The organism is Alteromonas sp. KS69 (genome assembly GCF_003989595.1).
GTDB lineage: Bacteria > Pseudomonadota > Gammaproteobacteria > Enterobacterales > Alteromonadaceae > Alteromonas > Alteromonas naphthalenivorans.
In genome coordinates this window covers 146,558-162,238 of record NZ_PYHU01000048.1, presented here as the reverse complement: position 1 = coordinate 162,238, position 15,681 = coordinate 146,558, and the positions used below count along the sequence as shown (strand labels likewise).

General features: G+C 44.6%; 15 protein-coding genes and 3 tRNA genes. 10 read left to right on the top strand and 8 right to left on the bottom strand.

Translation table 11 applies throughout. The features are described 5' to 3' along the window. Positions 1-75: 75 nt before the first annotated feature. Genes bioB through bioD form a run of 4 tightly spaced genes read left to right on the top strand, consistent with a single transcriptional unit; the run spans position 76 to position 4,131 of the window. Positions 76-1,194: a biotin synthase BioB gene (gene bioB / locus C7Y69_RS20055; protein WP_013784818.1), complete on the top strand. Its 1,119-nt coding sequence runs from the start codon at positions 76-78 to the stop codon at positions 1,192-1,194. Next, positions 1,194-2,567: an aminotransferase class I/II-fold pyridoxal phosphate-dependent enzyme gene (locus tag C7Y69_RS20050; RefSeq protein ID WP_126873952.1), complete on the top strand. Its 1,374-nt coding sequence runs from the start codon at positions 1,194-1,196 to the stop codon at positions 2,565-2,567. The genes bioB and C7Y69_RS20050 overlap by 1 nt, the downstream gene beginning before the upstream one ends. Continuing rightward, a complete protein-coding gene (locus C7Y69_RS20045) occupies positions 2,564-3,463 on the top strand; it encodes a methyltransferase domain-containing protein (protein WP_013784816.1) in 900 nt (299 codons plus the stop codon). The genes C7Y69_RS20050 and C7Y69_RS20045 overlap by 4 nt, the downstream gene beginning before the upstream one ends. Continuing rightward, complete coding sequence (gene bioD, locus C7Y69_RS20040) at positions 3,460-4,131, top strand: dethiobiotin synthase (RefSeq protein ID WP_013784815.1); 672 nt, start codon at positions 3,460-3,462, stop codon at positions 4,129-4,131. The genes C7Y69_RS20045 and bioD overlap by 4 nt, the downstream gene beginning before the upstream one ends. Here bioD and pepE read toward each other — a convergent pair. Continuing rightward, entirely contained in the window at positions 4,102-4,824 is a 723-nt protein-coding gene (gene pepE / locus C7Y69_RS20035) for a dipeptidase PepE (RefSeq protein ID WP_126873951.1), read from the bottom strand. The two genes, bioD and pepE, sit on opposite strands and share 30 nt — an antisense overlap. Positions 4,825-4,918: 94 nt before the next feature. Here pepE and C7Y69_RS20030 point away from each other — a divergent pair, with 94 nt between their 5' ends. The 4 genes from C7Y69_RS20030 (at position 4,919) to C7Y69_RS20015 (ending at position 8,553) form a co-directional block, all read left to right on the top strand. Next, entirely contained in the window at positions 4,919-5,386 is a 468-nt protein-coding gene (locus C7Y69_RS20030) for a low molecular weight protein-tyrosine-phosphatase (protein WP_126873950.1), read from the top strand. A gap of 2 nt (positions 5,387-5,388) precedes the next feature. Next, the gene (locus C7Y69_RS20025) at positions 5,389-6,357 is read left to right on the top strand and encodes a FecCD family ABC transporter permease (RefSeq protein WP_126873949.1); all 969 of its coding nucleotides are present in this window, start codon (positions 5,389-5,391) and stop codon (positions 6,355-6,357) included. Beyond that, the gene (locus C7Y69_RS20020; RefSeq protein ID WP_013784811.1) at positions 6,354-7,127 is read left to right on the top strand and encodes an ATP-binding cassette domain-containing protein; all 774 of its coding nucleotides are present in this window, start codon (positions 6,354-6,356) and stop codon (positions 7,125-7,127) included. Before C7Y69_RS20025 ends, C7Y69_RS20020 begins: the two co-directional genes overlap by 4 nt. Before the next feature lie 82 nt (positions 7,128-7,209). Then, positions 7,210-8,553: a class II 3-deoxy-7-phosphoheptulonate synthase gene (locus C7Y69_RS20015; protein WP_013784810.1), complete on the top strand. Its 1,344-nt coding sequence runs from the start codon at positions 7,210-7,212 to the stop codon at positions 8,551-8,553. A gap of 96 nt (positions 8,554-8,649) precedes the next feature. Here the strand turns inward: C7Y69_RS20015 and C7Y69_RS20010 are convergent, their stop codons facing one another. From C7Y69_RS20010 to C7Y69_RS20000, 3 genes are all read right to left on the bottom strand, one after another. Then, positions 8,650-8,973, bottom strand: a complete 324-nt coding sequence (locus C7Y69_RS20010; RefSeq protein ID WP_126873948.1) for a hypothetical protein — start codon at positions 8,971-8,973, stop codon at positions 8,650-8,652. A 2-nt stretch (positions 8,974-8,975) separates the two neighbouring features. Beyond that, on the bottom strand, positions 8,976-9,191 hold the full coding sequence (locus C7Y69_RS20005) for a DUF3820 family protein (RefSeq protein WP_013784808.1): 216 nt from the start codon (positions 9,189-9,191) through the stop codon (positions 8,976-8,978). Between the two features lie 174 nt (positions 9,192-9,365). Beyond that, complete coding sequence (locus C7Y69_RS20000) at positions 9,366-11,168, bottom strand: ABCB family ABC transporter ATP-binding protein/permease (protein WP_013784807.1); 1,803 nt, start codon at positions 11,166-11,168, stop codon at positions 9,366-9,368. Positions 11,169-11,468: 300 nt separating this feature from the next. Between C7Y69_RS20000 and moaA the strand changes: the two genes are divergently transcribed. Together moaA and C7Y69_RS19990 are read left to right on the top strand one after the other, a co-directional pair. Further along, positions 11,469-12,437: a GTP 3',8-cyclase MoaA gene (moaA, locus tag C7Y69_RS19995; protein ID WP_013784806.1), complete on the top strand. Its 969-nt coding sequence runs from the start codon at positions 11,469-11,471 to the stop codon at positions 12,435-12,437. Positions 12,438-12,514: 77 nt separating this feature from the next. Then, positions 12,515-13,042 carry a GNAT family N-acetyltransferase gene (locus C7Y69_RS19990; RefSeq protein WP_041452953.1) on the top strand — a complete coding sequence of 176 codons (528 nt, stop codon included), beginning with the start codon at positions 12,515-12,517 and terminating at the stop codon, positions 13,040-13,042. Here the strand turns inward: C7Y69_RS19990 and C7Y69_RS19985 are convergent. The 4 genes from C7Y69_RS19985 to C7Y69_RS19970 form a co-directional block, all read right to left on the bottom strand. Continuing rightward, positions 13,030-14,655 carry a response regulator gene (locus tag C7Y69_RS19985; RefSeq protein WP_126873947.1) on the bottom strand — a complete coding sequence of 542 codons (1,626 nt, stop codon included), beginning with the start codon at positions 14,653-14,655 and terminating at the stop codon, positions 13,030-13,032. The genes C7Y69_RS19990 and C7Y69_RS19985 overlap by 13 nt on opposite strands. A 483-nt stretch (positions 14,656-15,138) precedes the next feature. After that, a tRNA-Val gene (locus tag C7Y69_RS19980) sits at positions 15,139-15,214 on the bottom strand. A gap of 111 nt (positions 15,215-15,325) precedes the next feature. Continuing rightward, positions 15,326-15,401, bottom strand: a tRNA-Val gene (locus tag C7Y69_RS19975). A 25-nt stretch (positions 15,402-15,426) separates the two neighbouring features. Next, positions 15,427-15,502: transfer RNA gene (locus tag C7Y69_RS19970), tRNA-Val, on the bottom strand. Between the last annotated feature and the right edge of the window lie 179 nt (positions 15,503-15,681).

Here is a 15,681-nt window from a genome sequence, read left to right as displayed (position 1 = left end):
TGAAATGGTTAGAGTTGACAACTCGTGTTTGGAGCATAGACTAAGCTAGCATTCTTAATTAGTAAAGGACAGTCAATGACTCTGGCTTCAGCGCCTGACGCGCAAAATAATACAATTCGTCACGATTGGTCACAAGCCGAAGTAGAGGCGTTATATGCCTTGCCATTTAACGACTTGCTGTTTCAAGCGCAGGTAGTTCACAGACAACACTTCAATCCAAACGAAGTACAAGTAAGCACCTTGTTGTCGATTAAAACCGGTGCATGCCCGGAAGATTGTAAATACTGTCCGCAAAGCGCGCGTTACGATACCGGCTTAGAAAAAGAGCGTTTGCTTGAAATCGAAAAAGTGATTGAACGAGCAAAAGAAGCCAAGCAAGTAGGCTCTACTCGTTTTTGTATGGGTGCTGCATGGCGTAACCCACGTGACAGAGATATGCCTTATATTGTAAAAATGGTGGAAGAGGTTAAACAACTTGGCCTTGAAACCTGCATGACCCTTGGCATGTTAACCCGCGACCAAGCGGTAGCGCTTAAACAGGCTGGTCTAGATTATTACAACCACAACCTTGATACCTCGCCTGAATACTACGGCGATATCATTACCACTCGTACCTATCAAGACAGACTAAACACCCTTGAAAACGTACGCGCGGCAGGCATGAATGTGTGTTCTGGCGGTATTGTGGGTATGGGCGAAACCGCGGGCGACAGAGCTAGCTTATTGATTCAATTAGCGAACTTGCCGGAACAACCGCAAAGTGTGCCAATTAACATGTTGGTTAAAGTAAAAGGTACGCCACTAGCCAGTTTAGAAGATTTAGATTATTTCGAGTTTATCCGCACCATCGCGGTAGCCCGTATCATGATGCCTAAATCTCATGTGCGTTTATCAGCAGGCCGTGAAGCCATGAATGAACAGATGCAAGCGCTATGCTTTATGGCCGGTGCGAACTCTATTTTCTACGGTTGTAAGTTGCTGACTACGTCTAACCCTGACACCCACGAAGACGTTATCTTGTTTAAGAAGTTAGGTATAAACACCGAACGTACTCGCGATTTTTCTGATGAAGCACATCAGCAAGTCTTAGAAGAAGAAATTGCGCAGCAACAAGAACAAGGTTCTGATGCTAGCGATTTATTTTACGACGCTAGCGCACCGCGTAAACAAAAACAGCAGCCCGCGGAGGCATAATGGCCTTCGATTGGCTTGAAGCCCGCTTAAGTGAGCGGGCTCAGCGAGGTTACCTGCGCAAGCGGGTATGCCAGCAATACGAAAAAGACAACATTATCTGTATTGATGGTGAGCACTATTTAAATTTTGCCAGTAACGATTACCTTGGCATGCGGCAACACGAAGGCGTGTTGCAAAGCTGGGTAGAAGGCTTGGCACAATTTGGTGGTGGCAGCGGTGCTTCGCCCCTGGTAACGGGCCATACCCAAGCACATTTGGCTCTTGAGGCGTACATTGCCGACGGTTTAAATCGAGACGCTGCGTTGTTGTTTAATTCGGGTTTTGCGGCTAACCAAGCATTATGTATGGCGCTATTTAGTGGTGCTCATAATCAAAGCGCTAGTAATAAAAGTGCTAGTAATCAAACCCCAAGTGCCGCAGCCGGCATTAAACATTCCGGTGAAATTTTTGCCGATCGGCTTATGCATGCCTCCTTCCTTGAAGGTGCTATGGCAACCAAAGCCAAGCTGCGTCGCTTTAGGCATAACGATTTAGCTCACCTATCCAATTTATTAGAAAAGGTTGATACCACAAGTAACAGTGACAAGTTAGTCGTCACTGAAGGTGTATTCAGTATGGACGGCGACAGCGCCCCCCTTCGTGATATGGCGGGTATAGCAAAGCAAAACAAAGCATGGCTAATGGTAGACGATGCCCATGGTATGGGTGTATTAGGTGAAAACGGGCTGGGCAGCGTTGAAGCGCAGGCGTTGTCTCAAACCGATGTTCCTATCGTGATGGGCACCTTCGGTAAAGCCGTAGGAACCGCAGGTGCGTTTATAGCTGGAAGCCAGGCGCTCATTGATTACCTAGTCAATTTTGCCAAGCATTATGTCTATTCCACTGCCATGCCACCGGCCCAAGCAGTAGCAACATTATATTCGTTAACCCATATTGCCGCTGATTCAAGTCGAACCGATGCCTTGAATCACAATATCGCGTATTTTCGTGAACGGTTTAGTACCCAAATCGGGAGTGCACGTTGTAGCAATGATGACAGCGAAGACGAAAATGGACACATACTCAAAGCGTCATCGAACAACGCTTCGTCAATCAAAGCTTCGTCAATCAAAGCTTCGTCAAATACCCATCATGATTTAGTCTTGGCTAATTTACATAGTGCAATCCAACCTATTATTGTAGGTAGCCCTGAGCGTGCGTTAGCATTGAGTGATGCGCTAAAAGCCCGAGGCATATGGATACCTGCTATTCGCTACCCTACCGTACCAAAAGGGGAAGACCGATTGCGCATTACACTAAGCGCTACTCATACCCAGCAAGATATAGACGTACTTGTTGATGCTATTGCCCTTGCGATGGAGTCGATATCATGAGCCCGCAATCTTTAGCTAAACAAGCGCCACAGCCGCTTAAACAAGATTTATCTCAACCGCTTTGCCAACAGGGCGCAGTTGCAGTGCATGCTGCTAGTCACTCCGATGGTTTATTAGACTCACAATCTGAAAGCGGGATCAGTGAAGCGGTGATCGCGAAGCAATTTTCAAAAGCCGCAAATAAGTACGATAACGAAGCGCATATTCAGTGCGAAATTGCGCAGGCAGGGTTAAACAACTTACCTATTTCTTTAAAAGGCGACTTACTTGATATTGGCTGTGCAACGGGAGCCCATAGTGACGAACTTCAGCAACGTGGCGCTAACGTCACCGGGGTAGATATTGCACCAGGCATGGTACACAGAGCACAAGCCCGCTTCCCTGATGTTAATTTCAAGCAGGGGTCGGCACAGTCTCTACCATTTCAAAATAGCTGCTTTAGTACGGTATTCTCCTCTATGGCATTGCAGTGGTGTAACAGCCCGCAAGCAGTGGCTAGCGAACTTTACCGCGTACTTAAGCCATCGGGCATGGCGGAAATTGCCATTATGGTGAGTGGTTCTTTTTCTGAGCTTCAAAAAGCGAGAAGTGTTGCCCAACTACCTGCTGCGGTAACACGTTTGCCCGAAGCTAGGTTGTGGCTTAATTCGTTTCTTGGGGCTGGGCTGCGGGTTAGCCGTCTTATTAATAAAGATTATGTTGATGAGCACCAAGATGTACTTTCTTTACTTCGTTCAATTAAAAACGTAGGGGCGGGGGCTACGGGCGCTAAACAGCAATCGCTGTCACGTAGTGATATTAAGAAATTGTCGTTGGCCTATAAAAATATTAGCGCTGTCGATGGCGTGCTACCTCTTACTTACAAAGTGTGTCATTTCAGACTAGAGAAACCATGAAGCAGTATTTCATTACCGGAACCGATACCGAAGTAGGTAAAACCTACGTTACTTGCCATCTACTAAAAGCCGCTGAAAGCGCGCAAAAAACGAGCTTAGGTTATAAACCTATTTCGGCAGGCTGTGAAAAAGTGGGAAACGACTGGGTAAACGAAGACGCATCTGAAATTCAGCAAGCAAGTAGTATTAAACTGCCTATTAGTTCTATCAATCCTATTACGTTTGTTCCGCCGATTGCGCCGCACATCGCAGCTAAAGAAGCGGGCGTAACATTAACCAGTGAAGCTGTGGTTGAAGGGCTAGTTCGCCTGCAACAAGAGACTCCAGATCTTTTGTTGATGGAAGGAGCGGGAGGTTGGCGATTACCGTTAACCGATACGCTGTTTCTTTCAGATGTGGTTAGCGACTTAAAAATGGACGTGATTTTAGTGGTGGGTATGAAGCTGGGCTGTTTAAACCATGCATTACTTACCGCGCAAGCAATTCAAAATGACGGGCTTAATATTGTAGGTTGGGTAGCTAACGATATCACCGGTTGTATGTCTAGATATGATGACAATTTAGCTACGCTTAAAAACGTTATGCCAGCACCGCTGCTGCTGGAAGTGCCATTTTCAAGCGCGCCAAGTACCGAAGCGCTACAAACTGCTATTCAAAAGCTCTGTTAAATTTTCATTTGGCGCGATTGGGCGCTTTTCGTTACCTAAAAATATAAACCCGCCTTTCTCACCCACCAGTGTTAATTGCTGCTTGGACAAAGAAAGAGCGGTACCTTCACGAATGGCTACCACGGGTGTGGTGGGGTTTAGCACCGTAAATTCAGCCAATCGCTGATCACGTGTTTCACCATTGTGCCCCGGCGGGTGATAATCGCTGTAGTGCGGATTCAACTGAAAAGGAACTACATTGAGCGCATTAAAGCTTTCTGGCTCAACAATTGGCATATCATTGGTTGTTCGAATGCTTTGCCCACAAATATTTGAGCCCGCACTCCAGCCAATATATGGCGTGCCTTCAGCAATGGCGTGCTGAAGTGGTTCCAATAAGTTTTGTTGGTATATAGTATGCATCAAATGGAAGGTATTTCCGCCGCCTACTACAATGGCTTGATTATTTGCCTTTGCATTATTAATAGCCTTTACAGGGTGATCAAAGGTATGAATCCCTGTCACATTACATTCTGGCAGGGCTGTTGCGACAGCTGAAACATAGTTGTCGTAGCTTTGTGTCACTGCTGCGTAGGGAATAAATAGTAGGTCGCGAATGCCACCTAAGTGTGCAAGAATAAGGCTTCTCGCATGTTCAAGGTACGCTTCGTCGCCCTGACGAGAACTACTTAACATTAATACATGTGCGGTCATTACTGCTCCACAATTTTTTTAAACGGCGTTATTTACGTGAAAGTTAACATAAAGTTTAGCTTAGTGCCGTTATTGGTTTTAAAGGAATTTTTATATGGGTCAGAACACATCGGTGTTATTCGTTTGCTTGGGTAACATTTGCCGCTCACCTACGGCCGAAGCTGTGTTTCTTGCTAAGGCCGCTCGAGCTGGTTTAAAACTAGACATAGACTCTGCAGGAACCCATGGTTACCACATTGGCAAACAACCCGATAAACGCTCGCAAGCAGTTGGCGTAGAGCGTGGTTATAGCTTTAAAGGCTTAAAGTGTAGACGGGTAGATGACAAAGACTTCGAAAAGTACGACTACATTCTGGCGATGGATAATAGCAACTTAGACAATTTGCGTGAAATGTCGCCGCCGGAACACCACGAAAAAATTCACTTGTTCTTAGACTTCGCTAACAGTGAAGATAAAGAAGTTCCCGACCCTTATTATGGCGGAAAGCGGGGCTTTGAATTAGTGTTAGATTTAATTGAAGAGGCCTCTGACGTGCTAATTGCACATATTCAACAGAGCTAGATATGCACACTGTGTTAAAGGGAAGGGCTGCCACCTTCCTACTTTGTAGTGTTACCTTCTTGCTAACCGTTGGTGTGTTAGCCACGGTATGGCTAACCGATTCACCCACGGCATTAAAACAACACATCACACTACAGCTTCAAATTCCGCTTATCATTACCGCTATCTTAGTAGGTAGTGTATTAGCAGTCAGTGGTGCCACCCTTCAAATAGTATTGCGCAATCCGTTGGCAGACCCAGGTATTATTGGTATCACTAGCGGCGCCAGCCTAGTGGCTGCATCCCTGTTGTTACTTACTCCTTTGTGGGCACAGCCTTATCTTCATTACATACTGCCTTTAGGCTGCTTTATTGGTGCGCTAATAACAACGTTTGTTATTTATCGTCTTGCTAGAAAACTTCTGGGTTCTGCGGTTGCTGTTATTTTATCGGGTATTGCTATCTCTACCTTGAGTGGGGCAGTTATTGCTTGGTTGTACATGTTTAGTGATGCCCAATCATTGCGTAATTTAACGTTTTGGCTGATGGGAAGTGTCTATCAAACCACGTGGCCTATTTTATGGGTAAGCGGCCCACTAATTGTTGGTAGTTTATGGTATCAAATACGCCAATCTGCAAAATTCAATCGCCTGTATGCTGGAGATTTAGCCGCGTTAAGTAGCGGCGTGAATGTGCAACGACTTACCGAACGTAGTCTTATTGCTACCGCCGTGGGGGTAGGGGCGGCGGTGTCTATTGCGGGTGCTATTGCCTTTGTTGGGCTGTTAGTGCCCCACATTCTTCGGCTTATTCTTGGCCATGACAATAGAATACTGTTACCAGCAAGCGCGTTATGTGGCGCCAGTTTATTACTTGTTGTGGTGCTCATGTCTGAACTTACGCGTGCGATAACCTTGCCGGTATCGATGATCACTGCCACCCTCGGTGGCCCTTTACTCATTTGGGCATTACTTAAAGGGCAGCTTCGATGAGCCCAGTTATTTCATTGCGCAATATTAACGTGAACAAGCGTTTAACGAATATCACCCTTGATATCAATAAAGGTGATTGCGTCCATATTTTAGGGCCGAATGGTGCTGGAAAATCTACCCTTTTATCGATAATGGCAGGCGTATTACCCGCTGAACATGGCGAGGCTTTACTGCTAAAACAACCCCTACCTCAATGGCCTCTAAGTGCATTGGCAACATTTAGAACCTTATTAGCACAGCAAAGTGAAGCTGTATTTGCGGTATCAGTAAGAGAATACCTTTCGTTTTTTTCAAGTGAGCAGGCGTTCGAACTTCCCAGTTTGTTAGAGGCCACACTGGAAGTAACGGGTTTTTATCAAACGCCCTTAAACCGACTTTCAGGTGGAGAGCGTCAGCGCGTTGAAATTTGCCGTGCACTGCTGCAAGTTTGGCCTGCCATTAAGCGGGGGGAAGCGCTTTTATTGTTAGATGAACCCTTGCAAGGGGTAGATATTCGCCATCAATACGCATTGATGGCGCTGTTTCAAGCCTTATGCAATAAAGGGAATACCTTAGTGCTAAGCAGTCATGACATTTCATTAAGCGCAAACTATAGTTATAAAATGCTGCTCATGAAGTTGGGTACTAGCGTAAGTTTCGGTTTACCCGAGTCGGTATTGTCGGTTAAAAACCTAGAACATACCTTTGATTGTCATTTTGCAGTGAATAAGCGCGACGACTTTCTAGATATTCAAGTTTGCGCACCTATTGTATTAGATCAAATGTGGTAAAATGGTGCGCATACAGATAAGCGCTCATACAACGAGATTAACGTTTGCCTAAACGTAAAAACACTTAAATCAGGAGAACCCCTTGAGTAATTGGCAAGTAGACAGTTGGAGGCAAAAACCTATCCTTCAACAACCAGAGTACGATGATGCGGCACAACTTAAACAAGTAGAGCACACGCTAAGTACATATCCACCGCTGGTTTTTGCCGCTGAAGCCCGTGATCTTCGCCGTCAACTTGGTGAGGTTAGTTTAGGTAAAGGCTTTCTGCTTCAAGGCGGTGACTGCGCCGAATCGTTTGACGAATTTAATGCGCCAAAAATTCGCGATACCTTTAAAGTATTGCTTCAGATGGCCATTGTTTTAACCTTTGCAGGTCGGTGTCCAGTTACAAAAGTGGCTCGCATGGCGGGTCAATATGCTAAGCCTCGTTCATCAAACTTCGAAACCCGTGATGGTGTTACATTGCCAAGCTACCGCGGCGATATCATTAATAGTTTCGAGTTTAACGAAGCGGCTCGCCGCCCCGATCCGAACCGTTTGATTGAGGCGTACCACCGCAGTGCATCGACGCTTAATTTACTTCGCGCTTTTTCTCAAGGTGGCTTAGCCGACCTTCATGAAGTAAATCGTTGGAATATGGCATTTGTTGAAAACAACCCGCTTAAAGAGCGCTATCATGATATGGCCGTGCGTATTCAAGATACGTTATCGTTCATGGATGTGATTGGTATTAATTCCCAATCTAGCCCTACATTGCACGAAACGTCATTGTTTACGTCGCATGAAGCATTACTGCTTAACTATGAACAAGCCCTCACGCGAATTGATACGCTAACGGGTAAGCCTTACGATTGCTCTGCGCACATGATTTGGATTGGTGAGCGTACCCGTCAGCTAGACCATGCCCATATTGAGTTCTTCCGCGGTATTCACAACCCTATTGGTGTGAAAGTTGGGCCTAGCATGCAAGAAGACGAACTTATTCGTTTGATTGATGCGCTTAACCCGAATAACGATCCAGGTAGATTGACCCTTATTACCCGTATGGGGGCTGATAACTTAGCTGATAATTTACCTCGCTTATTGCGCCGCGTTAAAGCAGAAGGTAGACACGTAGTATGGAGTTCAGACCCCATGCACGGAAATACGTTCTCTGCATCAAGCGGTTACAAAACTCGTAATTTTGATGCCATTTTGCGTGAGATTAAACAGTTCTTCCAAGCACATAGCGATGAAGGCACACATGCTGGTGGTATTCACCTTGAGATGACTGGCCAACACGTGACTGAGTGTACTGGCGGTGCATATGAAATTAGTGATGAAGACTTAGCGCAAGCGTATAAAACCCAGTGCGATCCGCGTTTAAACGCCGATCAAGTACTTGAAATGGCGTTCTTAGTGGCAGACCATTTACGCAACGCCTAGTTGAATGAAAGCCTTATCGATGTAGTGGTAAGGCGTCATACTAAAAAGGCTAAATCGACTATCGATTTAGCCTTTTTTAATGTTTCTTATGTTTACTTAATCTTTAAGAACTTCTGCTCGCTCAGCTTCGGTCAAAATTCCCGTAAATATGGTTTCCCGCCTAAGGCTTGCTGTACGTTCATCTTCGGCGAGTAGCAGCGCTGTAAATACCTCAGGTTTATGAATAGTTTCTACAATCCCTTGCCATAACATATAGCTACCGTAACGCATCATGCCACTTTCATAACGAGCCTCTAACGTTGCTTGAACGTTAGTTATGAGTGAAGGTTGTGCAACGACTTTTTTAGCAATGCCTGTGTGCAGGCGCAATATTCGTTGATCGATAGCCTCACGTTTTTGCTTTCTTGGGCGAGCGAACATGGCTAGTCGTCATTAAGTAGAGGCTCAACAACTGACTCTAATCCATTTAGTTTAATTTCGTACATGAGCGCGAGTTGCTGCCCCAGCTTTCCTTCGGGAAAACCTTGTTTGTTAAACCAAACTAAATAAGGTTCTGGTAGGTGAAACAGGCGTCGTCCTGCATACTTTCCGAATGGCATGGTTTGGTTGATTGCACTTTTTATTGCTTCTGGATCCATATTGCTCAAAATTACTTTAATGTCGTTAGGTTGTTAGAGTGCCTACAAGGTGTCAATATTCTCGTCTGCGATGAACAGGTATATGCACTAGTGTTCACGGTTTGAATATGAATGTCGAATATACTGGATGGGTACATTCGGTAAGAGCCTCAAGCCGCATCACTTCTTTAGTATTCATTGGCCCATTTCTTCATGATTTGAATCTCGCTGCTGAGTAGCCCACAGCCGATTGTATATACCTTGTTGTGCTAAAAGAGTCTCGTGGGTGCCATGTTCGGCAATCATGCCCTTGCTTAACACTAAGATGGTATCGGCATCGACGATAGTAGACAGCCTATGGGCAATAACCAAGCTAGTATGCCCCTTTGCGGCGTCTCGCAGCGCGCCTAATATCGCTTGCTCAGATTGACTGTCTAACGAAGAGGTCGCTTCATCGAATATCATTATTGGCGCACCTTTTAATAGCGCACGAGCGATGGCAACTCGCTGTTTTTCGCCGCCAGAGAGTTTTAGCCCACGTTCGCCTACTGTTGTGTCTAGTCCGTCTGGCAAGCTTTCAACAAATTGGGTTAAATGCGCAAGCTTAATAGCATGAGTAACTTCTTCGTCGCTAGCATCAGGGTTGCCGTAACGGATATTTTCTACCAAGGATGTATTAAACAACACGGTATCTTGAGGAACAATACCGATATGGCTTCGTAAACTGTGTTGGCTAAGTTCGCGAATATCCTGCCCGTTTATGAAAATGCCACCCTCGGTGGGGTCGTAAAAACGAAACAGCAACTTCATGATGGTGGATTTTCCAGCACCACTTTCGCCAACCACAGCAATCTTGGCGCCTGATGGCACCTCGAAGCTGATTCCTTTTAAAATAGGCCGTGCTTGCTGATAGTGAAATTGAACGTTACTAAAACGTATGCTCGCCTGTTTTGCTGAGAGGTGGGTAGCATTGGGTTTATCTTCAATTGCGGGTTTTTGGGATAGCAGGGAAAACAAGTTTTGAATGTTCGCTAGCGAGCCACGGATTTCCCGATACACAAAGCCCAAGAAATTGAGAGGCATAAATATTTGCATGGTGAAGGCGTTAATTAGCACGAAATCACCAATGGTCATCTCGCCTTCCATTACGCCATAAGCTGCATTCGCCATCATGGCTGTCATTGCTAGGGCAATAATGCTGGCCTGTCCGCCATTTAAGGCAAACAGTGATAACCGATTTTTACGCCTGGCTTTTTCCCAGCCAGCTAAATCTGTATCGTATCGATTTGCTTCGAAGCGCTCATTGTTGAAATACTTTACGGTTTCAAAGTTAAGTAAGCTGTCTACCGCGCGTGAGTTGGTGGTGGAGTCAGCTTCATTCATTTGCTGCACAAATCGCGTGCGCCAATCGGTAGCTTTCATCGAAAACATGACATAGCTGATGACACTGACCACAATGATCATCGCAAACGACCAGCCAAACTGAATCAATAGCAATATCACGACTAAGCCAATCTCTAAAAGGGTAGGCACGATGTTAAACACCATAAACCGCATTAAGAAACTTACGCCATTTGTGCCACGTTCAATATCTCTTGATAAGCCGCCCGTTCTGCGGTTTAAATGAAAGCCTAAATCTAGATTGTGCAGATGATTAAATACCTTTAAACCTAGCCGGCGCATAGCGCGTTCGGTGACACGTCCGAATAAGGTGTCTCGTACTTCGCCAAGTAAAACATTGGTGAGCCTAAGTGCGCCGTACGCAATAATTAAGCTGATAGGTACGGCAATGGCCAGTGCTTCCACATCCCCATTTAAACTATCTACCGTGTATTTGAGTACATAGGGTAGACCAATGCTGGCAAGTTTAGCGGCGACTAAGCACAGTAACGCTAATGCTACCCTACCTTTGAACTCAAGAAGGTAAGGCCACAACTGCTTGAGCACTTGCCATTTGATAGGCTCATTTTCGTTTAGCGGAAATCGATTTTTTCGCATGGTGTAATATTGTTCTCACTGCATATTTGTGACGGTGTAAAACGAAGACGTTAACGGAAGGCAGGAAGGAAAGCCCCTGCATAAAGGTGAATTGTGATAGATTAACGAACTTTAAACTACATTGTTTACGGTGAACCGTTATATTTATTTAAGAGAAATAAGTTAACGGTACGATAAAACGTTCTAATTTATGCGTTATCAAACATTTCATTCTTATTTGCAGCCGCGTAAACTGGCGAAAAGACATCATAGTCTATTTAATCACATTATTTGTTTTACGTACCCCTAAAGGGAGAAAATTTGTTAGAAGATAGCTTTGGGCGACAATTCCATTATTTGCGTTTATCGGTAACGGAGGCGTGTAATTTTCGCTGTCAGTATTGTTTGCCTGACGGCTACCAAGGTCCTTCCAGTGAGCATTTTCTTTCCTTAGGCGAAATCAACACGCTATTGAGTGCCTTTTCAGGGCTGGGTACGTCAAAAGTCCGCCTTACTGGCGGTGAGCCAACACTTCGCCGCGACTTTCTCGATATTTTAAGTGCAACGGCAAATACTCCCGGCATAAAGCGAGTGGCCATGACCACCCATGGTGGTCGTATGGCTGAACATGCTGCCGCGTGGAAACAGGCGGGTTTACACCAAGTGAATGTCAGCATAGATAGCTTAGATCCCAGGCAGTTTGCGGCAATTACAGGGCAAGACAAATTAAAGCAAGTGTTAGCCGGGCTGGACGCTGCGGTTGAGGCTGGTCTTGATGTAAAAGTAAATTCGGTGCTGCTAAATGATTTTTCTGATGCACGATTGAATCGCTTCCTTGATTGGCTGAAAACGATGCCTGTCACATTGCGGTTTATTGAGTTGATGGAAACCGGCGATACTACTCATTTCTTTAAAGCGCAGCATCAAGGTGGAACCCCACTTAAGCAAACGCTTATAGATGCCGGATGGCAACCCATGGTTAGACGAAAAGATGCTGGCCCTGCACAGGAATTCTTTCATCCTGACTATGCCGGTAAAATTGGTCTTATCATGCCGTACAGCAAAGATTTTTGTAAAAGTTGTAATCGACTTCGCGTTGCCGCCAATGGTAAATTACATTTGTGCTTATTTAGTGAGCACGGTATTGATATGCGACACCTATTAGCCGACCAAGATGTAGTAGGACTACAACAGTTTTTAGTTGAGTGCTTAGGTGAGAAGCATGCAACGCACTTTTTGCATGAAGGTAATACTGGAGCAACGAAGCACTTAGCTATGTTAGGTGGCTAAATTTACGTTCGTTGCGCCAAAAAATACGAAAGCAGCAGTATAAAGTTGCTTGTAATAATGATTGGAAAGGGAAATCTATGTTTATTGAAGATAGCGCGCGCCTGTCTTTCCATTATATCACCGACGCTGATGTAGAGTTCCTGTGGGAGCTTGATCAAGATGAGGAAGTAATGCGATTTATCAGTGACGGTCAGAAAACATCTCGTGAAGATATTACCAACACCTTCGTACCACGCTTTCAAGCATATTCAAATCCAGCCCTTGGCTGGGGATTATGGCGAGTGCAAGAAAAAGAAAGTGAAGAGGATATTGGCTGGGTTTTAGTTCGGCCTTTTGGCTTTTTCACTAAAAATCCTGAGATTGATAATATTGAACTTGGCTGGCGTTTCAAACAAGCCAGTTGGGGGAAGGGATATGCCACAGAAGCAGCGATGCAAGTGAAAGATGCCCTGTATCAAATTGGTATCGACAAATTTTGTGCTATGGCAAAACCTGAAAATTTAAATTCAATCAAAGTGATGGAAAAAATAGGCATGACCTTTAGCCACGAAATTGAATATAAAGATAATCTTTATCAAGAGAAGGTTGTGGTTTACACCACCTGATCTAATAGCCCTTTAACCGTTTCGTAGCGCTGACTTTGTTCTTCAGATAGAGAAGCACTTTCCAGCGTAAAGCGGCACCTCTTCATTACCGCGTTCATATTGCCTTCCGCTTTACCTTCACGAGAGCGTCGCATTGCCGACGCTTGCAGAAGGTTTAACGCAATGGCAGGGTTTCGGGGCATAACCCTAAATGCTTGCTCGAAGGTTTTGTAAGATTTTGCCAGTTCGCCACGCTTATACTGCACTACCGCCACGTCATTGAGGTTTTTAGGGCTTATTGATATTGCTGTTTTCTCTTCAACTTCTTGGTTGATATAACGGCTAAGTAAACTGTTTGGTGCATCCAACTCTTTTTGCCGTAACGTCGCTTTATCGAGTAATTTGAGAGCGCTCCCTCTTAATCCTAAATCGTGAAACGCTTTTGCGGAATCAAGTAGCGTTTCGACAGACTGTTCTTCCAGGTTATCAATATCTAAGGCATCAAGCAGATCTTTTGCTTTATCGTTTTCATCTTTTAGATAGTGAATTCGTGCGCTAATAACTTGCAGTTGGTGGTCAAGATTCACCTTTGGGTAGGCGCTTTTTAATTGGCGCAGATATTCATTGGATTGCTTGATAATTTTGTTTGTTTGCGAGGTTTCTGCCGTCATCGCAAAATCAATACCCGCTCTGGCAACAGACAAGTACATCTCAGGGGTGTCGTGCACTGAATTCTTACCGAAACGAACCACTTTTTTTGCGCTGTTAAATTGCCCTTCATAGTCGTGGGTTAGCCTAGCAAGTTGCACTGCAGTAATATGACGCATCACATTTCGAGGTGAAATGTCGCTGGCCACATTCACACATTCCAGCGCTTCATCATACGCTTCTAACTTAATTTGCAGCTCTGCTAACAAATCATATGCGCTCAGCATACTTTCAGGTTGTAGCGCTAGCTGAATAAGGTCTCGTTCTGCATCATCAAATTCATCTAGGTGAATGTAACATTGAACGAGGCCAAGCTTTGCCCAAGTAAAATTTTGAATATTGATGATTGATTGGTAAAAGAGCTTCGCGTTTTCAAACTGTCTATTCAATAGCAACAAGTCACCCTTCGTTTTTAGGGCTAACGGGAAGTGTTCAGCGTTCTTAGGCTCAACTAAAATAAACTCTAATTCTTTAAGTGCCTGCTCAGGATTCTGCTCATCCATGTAACGATAGACATCGTGAAACATTTTTTTACGGGTGACGACTTTACTAAGTCGTTTATCTAGTTCGTTAACGGAAAATGGTTTTGCTAAGAATTCGTCAGGTTGCATCTCGATTATTGCATGGACAACATCAATGGCAGTATCGGCACTAGTAAAAATAAAACCGGTAGTAAGAGGAATAATCTTTTCGGTTTTCAGCTGCTCAAATAAATTATAGCCGCCTTGTTCTTGCCTTAAGTCATAAGCACAAACAATGACATCGTACTGCCGAGTGCGCAGTGAGGTAAGGGCGTACGCAGCACGGTCTACATAATCGATATGTTGGAAACCAAGTTGCTCCAAAGCATATTTCATATGGCTTTTTGCCAAAGCCTGATCTTCCGCTATTAATAAACGGGTTTGTCTTGCCAACTGTAGGTTCATTACAACCTCGTATATGCGTCAATGCTTACTCGTGTAAACAACCTAGTAGGAGTTTAGTAGAAGAATTAACTTATCACCATTGTTAAATAGTGTCCTAAAGATTGCGGTGCACGGCATGAAAAACAGCTAGAGGGCAGGGGAAATGAGTTTTCTTTTGAAAGAGTGGTGGACGTCTGCTGTGGTTCCTAACGAAGTTATCGTAACGAAGTTATCGCAACGAAGTTGTTGAACCAGTGATTTTTGATTGTATAAAGATAAAGAGAGATGGTGGGCGCTGCTGTGGCTCGTAACGAAGTTATTGAACCAGTGGTTTTTGATTTTATAAAGATAAAGAGAGTGGTGGACGTCTGCTGTGGCTCGTAACGAAGTTATTGAACCAGTGATTTTTGATTTTATAAAGATAAAGAGAGTGGTGGACGACTGCTGTGGTTCGCAACGAAGTTGTTGAACCAGTGATATTTTATTGTATGAAAATAAGAAAGATGGTGGACGCTACTGGGCTTGAACCAGTGACCCTCGCCTTGTAAGGGCGATGCTCTCCCAACTGAGCTAAGCGTCCGATATATCAGATTTGAAGCAAAAAGTGGTGGATGTCTGCTATGGTTCGTAACGAAGTTATCGCAACGAAGTTGTTGAACCAGTGACTCTCGCAGTACACTTTCAAAAAAAGTGGTGGACGCTACTGGGCTTGAACCAGTGACCCTCGCCTTGTAAGGGCGATGCTCTCCCAACTGAGCTAAGCGTCCAAATACTTTTTCTAATAAACAAAATTGGTGGACGCTACTGGGCTTGAACCAGTGACCCTCGCCTTGTAAGGGCGATGCTCTCCCAACTGAGCTAAGCGTCCATCTTGTTTATTATCTTGCCTAAGCAAGTGGGGCGGTATTATAGAGTCGGTTCTCATACTGTCAATAATAAAATGAAAGAAAAATGACTGTATGCCTGAAAAGTGAACATTTTGGGCTTTTTTTATCTGAATTGATGAAATTGTAAGCGTGATGCGACGCCATGCTATCAAACAAGACT

Coding starts and splice junctions, on each gene's coding strand:
- C7Y69_RS20000 (WP_013784807.1), bottom strand. CDS start 11,168: ATGCGAAAAAATCGATTTCCGCTAAACGAAAATGAGCCTATCAAATGG.
- C7Y69_RS20005 (WP_013784808.1), bottom strand. CDS start 9,191: ATGGATCCAGAAGCAATAAAAAGTGCAATCAACCAAACCATGCCATTC.
- C7Y69_RS20020 (WP_013784811.1), top strand. CDS start 6,354: ATGAGCCCAGTTATTTCATTGCGCAATATTAACGTGAACAAGCGTTTA.
- bioD (WP_013784815.1), top strand. CDS start 3,460: ATGAAGCAGTATTTCATTACCGGAACCGATACCGAAGTAGGTAAAACC.
- C7Y69_RS20030 (WP_126873950.1), top strand. CDS start 4,919: ATGGGTCAGAACACATCGGTGTTATTCGTTTGCTTGGGTAACATTTGC.
- bioB (WP_013784818.1), top strand. CDS start 76: ATGACTCTGGCTTCAGCGCCTGACGCGCAAAATAATACAATTCGTCAC.
- C7Y69_RS20010 (WP_126873948.1), bottom strand. CDS start 8,973: ATGTTCGCTCGCCCAAGAAAGCAAAAACGTGAGGCTATCGATCAACGA.
- C7Y69_RS19985 (WP_126873947.1), bottom strand. CDS start 14,655: ATGAACCTACAGTTGGCAAGACAAACCCGTTTATTAATAGCGGAAGAT.
- C7Y69_RS19990 (WP_041452953.1), top strand. CDS start 12,515: ATGTTTATTGAAGATAGCGCGCGCCTGTCTTTCCATTATATCACCGAC.
- C7Y69_RS20025 (WP_126873949.1), top strand. CDS start 5,389: ATGCACACTGTGTTAAAGGGAAGGGCTGCCACCTTCCTACTTTGTAGT.
- pepE (WP_126873951.1), bottom strand. CDS start 4,824: ATGACCGCACATGTATTAATGTTAAGTAGTTCTCGTCAGGGCGACGAA.
- C7Y69_RS20045 (WP_013784816.1), top strand. CDS start 2,564: ATGAGCCCGCAATCTTTAGCTAAACAAGCGCCACAGCCGCTTAAACAA.
- C7Y69_RS20050 (WP_126873952.1), top strand. CDS start 1,194: ATGGCCTTCGATTGGCTTGAAGCCCGCTTAAGTGAGCGGGCTCAGCGA.